The sequence below is a fragment of the uncultured Limnohabitans sp. genome (assembly GCF_937889215.1).
In the GTDB taxonomy this organism is placed as follows: Bacteria; Pseudomonadota; Gammaproteobacteria; order Burkholderiales; family Burkholderiaceae_C; genus Limnohabitans_A.
Genome location: NZ_CALBEX010000102.1, coordinates 1 through 9,934, shown reverse-complemented (window position 1 = coordinate 9,934; position 9,934 = coordinate 1). Strand labels below are relative to the sequence as shown.

At 60.2% G+C, this 9,934-nt stretch carries 11 protein-coding genes and 1 tRNA gene; 5 read left to right on the top strand and 7 right to left on the bottom strand.

Features of this window, described 5'->3' with window-relative positions:
* Nucleotides 1–1,181, bottom strand: a 1,181-nt coding sequence (locus Q0341_RS02690) for an AMP-binding protein (protein WP_299510373.1), incomplete at its 3' end; no start/stop codon positions are given.
* A 199-nt stretch (nt 1,182–1,380) separates the two neighbouring features.
* Between Q0341_RS02690 and Q0341_RS02685 the strand changes: the two genes are divergently transcribed.
* Complete coding sequence (locus tag Q0341_RS02685; protein ID WP_299510371.1) at nt 1,381–2,934, top strand: fumarate hydratase; 1,554 nt, start codon at nt 1,381–1,383, stop codon at nt 2,932–2,934.
* A gap of 55 nt (nt 2,935–2,989) precedes the next feature.
* Nucleotides 2,990–3,862: a glutamate racemase gene (gene murI / locus Q0341_RS02680; RefSeq protein ID WP_299510369.1), complete on the top strand. Its 873-nt coding sequence runs from the start codon at nt 2,990–2,992 to the stop codon at nt 3,860–3,862.
* Between the two features lie 302 nt (nt 3,863–4,164).
* Here murI and Q0341_RS02675 read toward each other — a convergent pair whose 3' ends face one another.
* The 6 genes from Q0341_RS02675 to Q0341_RS02650 form a co-directional block, all read right to left on the bottom strand.
* Nucleotides 4,165–5,466, bottom strand: coding sequence for an MFS transporter (locus Q0341_RS02675; RefSeq protein ID WP_299510367.1), 1,302 nt, complete (start codon nt 5,464–5,466; stop codon nt 4,165–4,167).
* A gap of 12 nt (nt 5,467–5,478) precedes the next feature.
* Nucleotides 5,479–6,105: a DUF6806 family protein gene (locus Q0341_RS02670; protein WP_299510366.1), complete on the bottom strand. Its 627-nt coding sequence runs from the start codon at nt 6,103–6,105 to the stop codon at nt 5,479–5,481.
* Between the two features lie 18 nt (nt 6,106–6,123).
* A tRNA-Leu gene (locus Q0341_RS02665) sits at nt 6,124–6,216 on the bottom strand.
* Between the two features lie 39 nt (nt 6,217–6,255).
* Nucleotides 6,256–6,642, bottom strand: coding sequence for an MAPEG family protein (locus Q0341_RS02660; RefSeq protein ID WP_366522665.1), 387 nt, complete (start codon nt 6,640–6,642; stop codon nt 6,256–6,258).
* Nucleotides 6,643–6,777: 135 nt separating this feature from the next.
* Complete coding sequence (locus tag Q0341_RS02655; protein WP_299510364.1) at nt 6,778–6,948, bottom strand: hypothetical protein; 171 nt, start codon at nt 6,946–6,948, stop codon at nt 6,778–6,780.
* Nucleotides 6,949–7,101: 153 nt separating this feature from the next.
* A complete protein-coding gene (locus Q0341_RS02650; protein WP_299510362.1) occupies nt 7,102–7,734 on the bottom strand; it encodes a glutathione S-transferase N-terminal domain-containing protein in 633 nt (210 codons plus the stop codon).
* 157 nt (nt 7,735–7,891) lie between these two features.
* Here Q0341_RS02650 and Q0341_RS02645 point away from each other — a divergent pair, with 157 nt between their 5' ends.
* The 3 genes from Q0341_RS02645 to Q0341_RS02635 all read left to right on the top strand — a co-directional run.
* Nucleotides 7,892–8,827 carry a nitronate monooxygenase gene (locus Q0341_RS02645; RefSeq protein WP_299510361.1) on the top strand — a complete coding sequence of 312 codons (936 nt, stop codon included), beginning with the start codon at nt 7,892–7,894 and terminating at the stop codon, nt 8,825–8,827.
* Nucleotides 8,828–8,891: 64 nt separating this feature from the next.
* Complete coding sequence (locus Q0341_RS02640; protein WP_299510360.1) at nt 8,892–9,341, top strand: FKBP-type peptidyl-prolyl cis-trans isomerase; 450 nt, start codon at nt 8,892–8,894, stop codon at nt 9,339–9,341.
* A 58-nt stretch (nt 9,342–9,399) separates the two neighbouring features.
* Nucleotides 9,400–9,934 (top strand): aminotransferase class I/II-fold pyridoxal phosphate-dependent enzyme (locus Q0341_RS02635; RefSeq protein ID WP_299510359.1); only part of this gene is annotated, 535 nt, incomplete at its 3' end.

Here is a 9,934-nt window from a genome sequence, read left to right as displayed (position 1 = left end):
GGGTTGATCGGCTCACCCACCGAGCCCAGCAAACGCAAGCTGGAGAGGTCGTAGCTCTTGGGGTGCACAGCGTCGTTGGCTTCCGCGGCCTTGATGAGCGAGCGGATGGCGGTCGGTGCGGTATAAAAGATCGAGACCTTGTGGTCCTGGATCATCTTCCAGAAGCGGCCCGCATCGGGGTAAGTGGGCACGCCTTCAAACACGATTTCGGTACCACCCAAAGCCAAGGGGCCGTAAGTGATGTAAGTGTGGCCCGTGACCCAGCCGATGTCGGCGGTGCACCAGAACACGTCGTCTGCCTTCAGGTCAAACGTCCATTTTGTGGTCAAAGCTGCGTGCAGCAAATAACCGCCGGTGCTGTGTTGCACGCCTTTGGGTTTGCCGGTGGAGCCTGAGGTGTAAAGCAAAAACAGCGGATGCTCGGCACCCACCCACTCGGGCTCGCAGGTGGTGGCTTGCTGGTCAGCCAGCTCGGCCATCCACACGTCGCGGCCAGCGGTCATGGCGATGTCGGCACCGGAGCGCTTGACGACCAAGACGTTCTTGATGGAGCCACAACCGCCCAAGTTGATGGCGTCGTCCACGATGGATTTGAGGGGCAACAGTTTTCCGCCGCGCACTTGGTTGTCGGCGGTGATGACGGCGACAGCGCCGGTGTCTTCGATGCGGTCACGCAGCGACTGGGCGGAGAAACCACCGAACACCACCGAGTGGGTGGCGCCAATGCGGGCGCAGGCTTGCATGGCAGCCACGCCTTCGATGGACATCGAGATGTAGATGACGACGCGGTCACCTTTTTTGATGCCCAGGCTCTTCAAGGCATTGGCATATTGGCACGTCTTGGCCAGCAACTGGCTGTAAGTGACCTTGGTCACTTCGCCGCCGTCGGCTTCAAAAATGATGGCGGTCTTGTCGCCCAGGCCTTTTTCGACGTTGCGGTCCAGGCAGTTGTAAGAGGCGTTCAGCGTGCCGTCTTCGAACCACTTGAAAAAGGGCGCGTTCGATTCGTCGAGCACCTTGGTGAAAGGCGTCTTCCAGCTGATCATCTCTTTGGCCAGACGGGCCCAATAGCCTTCGTAATCGGTTTCGGCTTCTTTGCAAAGGGCTTCGTAGGCGGCCATGCCGGAAATGTTGGCGTTTTTAACGAAGTCTGCGCTGGGTTGGTAAAGGTTGGAACTCATCAGATTTGTCTCCTCAATGACATGACGTTTTTTGAAACTGGTGCAAATGTCTTCTTTCGCTCTTACAAAGCACTGACTGACGCCAGTCTTGCACGGCCATCTGCACCCTGTCAGCCTAAGCCGCCGTCAGACCCCCTAAAATCTGGGGATATTCATTCCACTGGCCGGTATGCCGCTCCGGTTTACCGCATTCCACACCATGACCACCCTGATCAAACAAGCCGACCTGATTGAATCCGTGGCTGCTGCCCTGCAGTACATCAGCTACTACCACCCGGCCGACTTCATCGCCCACTTGGCCCGCGCCTATGAGCGCGAGCAAAGCCCGGCCGCCAAGGACGCCATTGCGCAGATCCTGACCAACAGCAAGATGAGCGCCATCGGCCACCGCCCGATCTGCCAGGACACCGGCATCGTCAACGTCTTCCTGGAAGTGGGCATGGACGTGAAATTTGACGGCTTCACCGGCAGCCTGGAAGACGCCATCAACGAAGGCGTGCGCCAAGGCTACAGCTTGGCCGAGAACATGCTGCGGGCCTCCGTTGTGTCGGACCCGCACTTCAACCGCAAAAACACCAAAGACAACACGCCCGCCGTCATCTTCACCAAGATCGTGCCCGGACACCATGTGCATGTGACCGTGGCTGCCAAAGGCGGCGGCAGCGAGAACAAGTCCAAATTGATCATGCTCAACCCCGGCGACAGCATCGTTGACTGGGTGCTAAAAACGGTGCCCACCATGGGCGCGGGCTGGTGCCCACCGGGCATGCTGGGCATCGGCATCGGCGGCACGGCCGAAAAAGCCGTGCTCTTGGCCAAAGAAAGCCTGATGGACGACCTGGACATGTACCAGCTGCTCGAAAAATCCAGCAAGGGCGAGAAGCTCGACCCAGTCGAAGAGATGCGCTTGGAGCTTTATCACAAGGTCAACGCCTTGGGCATTGGCGCGCAAGGCCTGGGTGGCCTGACCACCGTGCTGGACGTGAAAATCAAGATGTACCCCACGCACGCCGCCTCCAAGCCCGTGGCCATGATCCCCAACTGCGCCGCCACCCGCCACGCGCACTTTGTGCTCGACGGCTCTGGCCCCTCGTATTTGGAAGTGCCTTCGCTCGATTTGTGGCCCAACGTGGGCTGGACGCCCGACACCGAAAAAAGCCAGCGCGTGGACCTCAACAACTTGACACCCGAGCAAGTCGCCGCCTGGAAGCCCGGCCAAACGCTCTTGCTTAACGGCAAGATGCTCACTGGCCGGGACGCCGCACACAAACGCATCCAGAACATGCTGGCCAAGGGCGAGCCACTGCCCGTGGACTTCACCAACCGCGTGATCTATTACGTGGGCCCGGTGGACCCGGTGGGCGACGAGGCCGTGGGCCCTGCCGGCCCCACCACCTCCACCCGGATGGACGGCTTCACCGAAATGATGTTGGGCCAAACCGGCCTGATCGCCATGATCGGTAAGGCCGAGCGCGGCCCGGTCGCGATTGAGGCGATCAAAAAGCACAAGAGCGCTTACCTGATGGCCGTGGGCGGCGCAGCTTACCTCGTGTCCAAAGCCATCAAACACGCCCAGGTGGTGGGCTTTGCCGACATGGGCATGGAAGCGATCTACGAATTCGACGTGGTCGACATGCCCGTGACAGTGGCGGTCGATGCCGGCGGCACCAGCGCCCACATCACAGGCCCTGCCGAATGGCAAAAGCGCATCGCCACAGGCGAGTTCAAGGGCATTGGCGTGACCGCCGGCTGATGCATCCTTGCTCTAAAAGGCCGCGCAAGCGGCCTTTTTTCAGGCCTACCACCCCATGACAACCGACCCACAACACCCCATCGGCGTGTTTGACAGCGGCATTGGCGGCCTGAGCGTGCTGCAGGCTTTGCGAAAAGAACTGCCGCACGAACGCTTTGTGTACTTGGCTGACCAAGCGCACGCGCCCTATGGCGAAAAAAGCGGAGCCTTCATCGGTCAGCGCACCCACGCGATTGCCGATTACCTGCTGGGGCAGCACCACATCAAAGCCCTGGTCGTGGCCTGCAACACCGCCACCGCAGCGGCCATCCACGAATTGCGTGCACAGCACCCTGCGCTGCCGCTGGTGGGGGTGGAGCCTGCGCTCAAACCCGCTTTGGCCCTGAGCCACACCCGACACATTGGCGTGATGGCCACGCGGGGCACTGTATGCAGCGACAAGTTCGCTCGTCTGCTGGGAAGCGTGCAAGACCAAGCGCATTTTGAGGTGCAGGCCTGCAACGGCCTGGCTTTGGCCATCGAACAAAGCACCCTGCCCGATCAAGCCGAGGCTGCGCAAGCACAAATCACGCAGTTGCTGCAGACCTACACCCAGGCCATGGGCCGCTTTGGTTCAGAGTCCGGACAGATCGACACCTTGGTGCTGGGCTGCACCCACTATGTGTTTGTCGAAAAGGATTTGCGCCAGTTGCTGGGGCCCGGTGTGCAACTGGTCTCGACGGGCGAACCCGTGGCGCGTCAAACGCAGCGCTTGCTGGCGGCCGCCGAAATGCTGAACCCTGAAAAGACAGATACGGCAGCACAGCCCATGCGCCTGTTGACCACAGGCGACTTGCAAGGCCTGCAAGCCGCCGCCCAGCGATGGCTGGGCTTACCTCCCGAGGTCTGCCAGGCTGTTCCTGCCTTGCTAAGCAACCCAGCCCCATGATGTTCGTAAGTCGGTGCCTTTACGGTCCGACGATCGGCAATCCCGCAGGTCGGTGCCTTTACGGTCCGACAGACATCTTCTCGCGAAGCGACATTTCAAACGGCGACGGTTCACCACCCGCGATGTCGGACCTGAAGGAACCGACCTACGAGAGACACCCATGCAGGCGGTCGATGGGACGACACCCCGTAGGTCGGTGCCTTTACGGTCCGACAGGCATCTTCTCGCGAAGCGACATTTCAAACGGCGACGGTTCACCACCCGCCTTGTCAGACCTGAAGGCACCGACCTACAGAAAATACTCAAGGATTCGATTGCGCCGCCAAACGGCCGCGCTCCACGTTCACTGGCATCAAAAGCACCAAGCCCAAGATGAACAACAGCGAGGTGGAGCCAATCGCCAAGCGCTGGTTGCCGTTGCTCAACCAGGTGATCAGGCCATAGGTCAATGGCCCCAAAATGCTGGCCAGCCGAATGGCGAAAGTCCACAGACCAAAAAACTCGCCCAGGCGTTGCGGCGGCACCATCAGGCCTGCCATGGCGCGGCCCGACGACTGGCTCGAGCCCATGCAAAAACCAGCAATGGCCGCCGCCCACCAAAACGTGGCCTTGTCGGTTGACAGCGCTGCGATGAAACACGTCGCCACCCAGCCCACCAAGGTCAAGGCCAAGGTCAGCTTGTGGCCAAAGCGGTCTTGCGCATACCCAAGCAAGAAGGCCCCGACAAAAGCGGCCAGGTTCAGCACAAAGATCAGCACCATGGTTTCTTGTGGCTGAAAGCCAATGACCTGCTCGGCATAAATGGCAGCCAAGGTGATGGCCACCGCCACCCCGCCTTGGTAGGCCACCGCACAAGCGAGCAAACGGGTGAAGTCCCGGTAAGGCATGGCCTCGCGCAAGGTCTGACGTAACCGGCGCAGGCTTTGCACCACGGTCACGACCGGGGCATTCGGTTGCGGCGGCGAGTGTTCACGCAAAAAACCAAAAGTCACCAAAGCCGCAGCGCCGTATAAAGCCGCCGTGATCAGCATGGTCACCGGCACAAACTCGCCACCCGATTCGCCCCGCGCTTGCGCGGCCAAAACATAGGCCAGGCAAATGCCCAGCGTCAGCATGCCGCCGATGTAGCCCAAAGACCAGCCCCAGCCGCTCACTCGGCCCATGGCCTCGGGTCTGGCCAGTTCGGGCAAAAACGAAGCCGTGAGCGACTCGCCATAAGAAAAGAAAGTGTTGGACAGCACCAGGATGAACAAGCCCAGCGCCACCTGACCCGGCCCCACCAACGCCAAAGCCGCCGTGCTGAGTACGCAGCCCGCCGTGACCCACATCAGCATGCGTTTTTTGCCCGCCACCCGGTCGGCCCAAGCGCCCAGCCCAGGCATGGTGAGCATGACAATCAAATACGACAAGCTCAGGCCTGATGTCCAGGCCAATGTGGCCCAGTCGGCTCCGTCGGCCACACCGCCTACAAAATAGGCGGCAAACACAGCCGTGATGACCACGGTGGAATAACCCGAATTGGCAAAGTCGTACATGGCCCAGCCAAAGACCTCGCGCAAACGCACACCCGGATTCAAAGCAGAACGAATGCCTTGGGTGCTCATGGTCCGCTCCGATCAGTGCAGATGGCGTGGGCGACGACCACCACCACCGTGGCCATTGCTGCCGCCCGGCCCCCGCGGTGGTTTACCGATGTCGAGCGAGCTGACCAAGCTGTCAAAGCGCTGGCTGAACAACTTGTCGATCTCGGTCACCACGCCCGACAGCTCGGCCCCGTCGAAATGGCGCTCCATCATGTTGACCACATCGTGCACCAGCAAATCGCGCTGGGCTTGCATGATCGCTCCTGGATCGGGGCCGACAAACATCATCACAAAATCGTCACGCGACTCGGCCCCACTGGCCTCGTCCTCGTCGTCAAACTCGGTGTCGTAAAAAGTCACCTCTATTTGCGTACCACCCGCTGACAACTCGTTGATATTCATGCACAAATCGTCGAGCACCATGCGGAAATTTTCGTCTCCCCGGACCGTCCAGCACAGGTGCAAACGCCAAGCGGTGGTGTCAAAACGGATGCCGGGCTCTTCTTCGTAGAGGCTGACGGCACCTTCACTCAGGGAGCGTGCACCGGCGTAATGCCAAAGTGGTTTGAGCGCTTCTTGGATAGCTTTGATGTCGGTGCCGGTTTTGATCGGCACATCACCATGCACGTGGATCTCAAGCGGTGCGTTGTCTTGGTTCATGATGATGCTTTCCTCAAATGGTGCCCCGAACCGGAATCGAACCGGTACGCCCGCTATGAACGAAGCAACGGATTTTAAGTCCGGTGTGTCTACCAGTTTCACCACCGGGGCAGAAGCACTATTGTGCCTTGATAACGCGGCATTTCTGCTTCAACCCACCTGCAAATTCAGCATGGCCAAAACATACAAGGCCACGACGCACAAGTAAGCCACCGACCAGACCAAGGTGCGCCAAGTGGCTTTGTCCGCCAAATAGAAAAAGACATAACCCGCCCTCGCCGCGACGAACAACATAGCCAGCGCATCCACCGTGGCCGGCTCGACCCCGGTGAGCAGCGCCAAGACAACGCCCACAGCAAAGAAAGGAAAGGCCTCGAAACAATTGGCTTGGGCGGCATTGGCCCGCGCCCTGAAACCTGTTTGCTGCGACAGCCAAGCCCGGGGGTCATGGTTGTCATAGCCCTTGAAACCCGACTTGGCAATGCCCGCGCACACCACGGGCATGAGGCCCGCCACCAACACGGCAACATAAGACATCAACATTCAGGACTCCTGAAAACAAGGCTGCAAAGCCATGAAGAAAGCCATCTGGGTTCAGAGAGCGCCGAAAAAAAAGCCACTGAGTGATCAGTGGCTGCAGGCAAGCCCGGCGATCGGCCGGGCACACCGGGTTCAACCGCCCTTGGTGGAGCGCTTGCCGGGGTTTTTCTTGCTGCGTGTGGCGACGCCACGCTCCAAGCTCACGCGCTGGCCGCGGCCTGCGGTGCGCAGGGTCACGCCTGGCAATGCGGGCAGGGGTGGGGTGAATTTACGGTCTGCTTCGGTGACGATTTTGTTGCCCATCTGTGGCTCCGGATAAAAAATGCAAAACGTTATTAAGCCACAAGAAAGGGCCTGTTTGAACGTGCGGCCTTGCAGTTCAAGGGTATTTCACGGCAACCAGCCGCTTAAATCGCAAGGCAGCGCCCCAGAACAGCCCCACCCCCAACGACCTCATCAGTCTCGGCGCAGCGCCACGGCAAAGCCTTTCTGCACCGCAGGCCGTGCCATCAAGGCCTGGTACCAGCGCTGAACGTGGGGAAACTGCTGCAAATCCACTTGGTGGCGCGGGTGACGCCAGACCCAGCCCAGGATGGCAAAGTCCGCGATCGACAGCTCACCGGCAAAAAATTCGTGTTCAGCCAGTCTGCGGTCCATCACGCCATAAAGGCGCAAGGTCTCGGCCATGAAACGCGCCAAACCATAGCGCTTGTCGGCCTCGTTGCTCAGGCCTGCATAGTGGTGCACTTGGCCTGGCGCAGGACCAAAGCCCCCCATTTGGAACATCAGCCACTCCAGCGCGGCCACCCGACCAGCACCTTGAGCGGGCAAGAATTGACCGGTTTTTTCGGCCAGATAAATCAGGATCGCACCGGACTCAAACACCGTCTGCGCCTGGCCATCGGGCCCTTCGGTGTCCACCAAAGCCGGAATCTTGTTGTTCGGACTGATCTTCAAGAATGCCGGATCGAATTGCTCCTTTTGGGTGATGTCCACCACTTGCACCGCATAGGGCAAACCCATCTCCTCCAGCGCCACCGTGATTTTTCGGGCGTTGGGGGTATCAAAAGCAAAAAGCGTCAAAGCCATGTCATGGGTCTCCTGTGTGAAGCGTGCAGTTTATGCAAAAACGGTCCAACTGCAGGACCATTTGGAGACTCCTGCTGATGGCATTGGCGACCACTGCGCGACTGCCCAGCCAAGGGCCGGCAATTAAGATGCTCAATTTGACCCACAAGGCAGACCCATGAACCGCGTTTTGGCCCACACCGGAGCCCGTTACCCCATCTTGCAAGCCCCCATGGGCTGGATCGCCCGCAGCCCTTTGGCCATGGCGGTCTCGCGTGCAGGCGGGCTGGGCATCATCGAGACCTCTTCAGGCGAAACCGAAAACTGCCAACGCGAAATCGCGGCCATGCTGGCCTCGGGCCTGCCTTTTGGCGTGAATTTGCCCATCCGTTTTTTGAAAGACGACGCCATGCTGCGCTACGTCTGCGACTCGGGCATCCGGTTTGTCACCACCTCGGCGGGCAGCCCGGCCAAATTTGTCGCCCCTTTGAAGGCAGCGGGCATCGCGGTTTACCACGCTGTGCCCACGCTGGAAGCCGCCCTGAAATGCGCCGATGCAGGGGTTGATGGCCTGGTGGTGGAGGGCTCCGAAGGTGGTGGCTTCAAGAACCCAGAAGAAGTCAGCACCTTGGTGCTGCTGCAGGCCATTCGGGAAAAAACCGATCTGCCCCTGATTGCGGCAGGCGGCATCGTGGACGGTCGCGGCATGGCCGCCGCCTTTGCCTTGGGCGCCGAAGCGGTTCAGATGGGCACCCGCTTTGTGGCCTGCGCAGAAAGCCCGGTACACAGCCATTACAAACAGGCCATTGTGGACGCGCCCACCACCGGCACCTACATGCTCAACACCAAGTCCTCACCTTGTATCCGCGCACTCAAAGCCCCGTTCACACAGAGCCTGCACGAAGCCGGCCTGATGGGGCCCGACGCCTTCCAAGGCATTCAGGATGTTTATTTCGGGGGCAACATGAACGCCGCCCCCGCCTTGGCAGGCCAATCGGCCGGTCTGGTGCACGAAGTCTTGACGGCAGAGCACATCATCGCGCAAACGGTGGCCGAGTTTCACAGCATCAGCGCCCGCATGGGGCAATGGGCTCAGGCCAAGACTTTCGGATAATGCAACAGCCCAACTTGTCCCCGAAGTGAAGCCCCTTCGCCCTCATTTGCACAAAAATCACCCCATGAAAACATTTTTGAATTCCAGCGCAGCCGCCCTTTCCCTGATTTTGCTGGCCTGCTCTACCACCTGGGCCCAAAACACCATCACTGCTGCTGCGGCGCAAGAGCCTGGGGCGCAAGTCTCGGCCTCGGGCATGGTCTACCGTTCACTCCAAGACGGCACCGGTGCCAGCCCCAAAGCCTCGGACACGGTCAAAGTGCATTACCGAGGCACCTTGCCCGACGGCAAAGAGTTCGACAGCTCTTACAAACGCAACAAGGCCATCGAGTTTCCCCTGAGCCGGGTCATCCCCTGCTGGACAGAAGGCGTGCAGCGCATGAAAGTGGGCGGCAAGGCCAAGCTCACATGCCCGCCAGACACCGCCTATGGCGATCGCGGCGCGGGTGGCGTGATCCCGCCCAAAGCCACCTTGTTCTTTGAGGTCGAGTTGCTGGCCATCAACGGCAAGTGACCCGCAAGTGATCGGCAAGTGAACGATATTTCAAGACCCCAGCCACGGAATACACCCCATGAAGCGCCAATCTGACCGCATGGATGCGGTGGACAGCCCCATCATCCCCACCATCGCCAAGCTGGTGCGCGACAACCCCGGCACCATTTCACTGGGCCAAGGCGTTGTGAACTACGGCCCTCCGGCGCAAGCCGTGGCGCAGCTGCCCGCGCTCATGGCCGATCCCCTGCTCCACAAATACCAGGCTGTGGGCGGCATTGCCCCTTTGGTGGACACCTTCCAGCAAAAACTGGCCAGCGACAACCACATCGTTTGCGGCACCGAATCCATCGTCATGGTCACGGCGGGCAGCAACATGGCGTTTCTCAACAGCGTGCTGGCCGTGGCCGACCCGGGCGACGAATTCATCTTGCCCATGCCCTTTTATTTCAACCAGGAAATGGCCATCCGGATGTGTGGCTGTATCCCAGTGCCCGTGCCCACACACAGCGACTGGAGCCTGGATGTGGAAGCCCTGGCCGCCGCCATCACCCCCCGCACCCGCGCCATCGTCACCGTCTCGCCCAACAACCCCACCGGGGCCGTGTACAGCG

Bases quoted from the DNA above. Each gene is read 5' to 3' on its own strand.
- Q0341_RS02685 (WP_299510371.1), top strand. From the start codon at position 1,381: ATGACCACCCTGATCAAACAAGCCGACCTGATTGAATCCGTGGCTGCT.
- murI (WP_299510369.1), top strand. From the start codon at position 2,990: ATGACAACCGACCCACAACACCCCATCGGCGTGTTTGACAGCGGCATT.
- Q0341_RS02675 (WP_299510367.1), bottom strand. From the start codon at position 5,466: ATGAGCACCCAAGGCATTCGTTCTGCTTTGAATCCGGGTGTGCGTTTG.
- Q0341_RS02670 (WP_299510366.1), bottom strand. From the start codon at position 6,105: ATGAACCAAGACAACGCACCGCTTGAGATCCACGTGCATGGTGATGTG.
- Q0341_RS02660 (WP_366522665.1), bottom strand. From the start codon at position 6,642: ATGTCTTATGTTGCCGTGTTGGTGGCGGGCCTCATGCCCGTGGTGTGC.
- Q0341_RS02655 (WP_299510364.1), bottom strand. From the start codon at position 6,948: ATGGGCAACAAAATCGTCACCGAAGCAGACCGTAAATTCACCCCACCC.
- Q0341_RS02650 (WP_299510362.1), bottom strand. From the start codon at position 7,734: ATGGCTTTGACGCTTTTTGCTTTTGATACCCCCAACGCCCGAAAAATC.
- Q0341_RS02645 (WP_299510361.1), top strand. From the start codon at position 7,892: ATGAACCGCGTTTTGGCCCACACCGGAGCCCGTTACCCCATCTTGCAA.
- Q0341_RS02640 (WP_299510360.1), top strand. From the start codon at position 8,892: ATGAAAACATTTTTGAATTCCAGCGCAGCCGCCCTTTCCCTGATTTTG.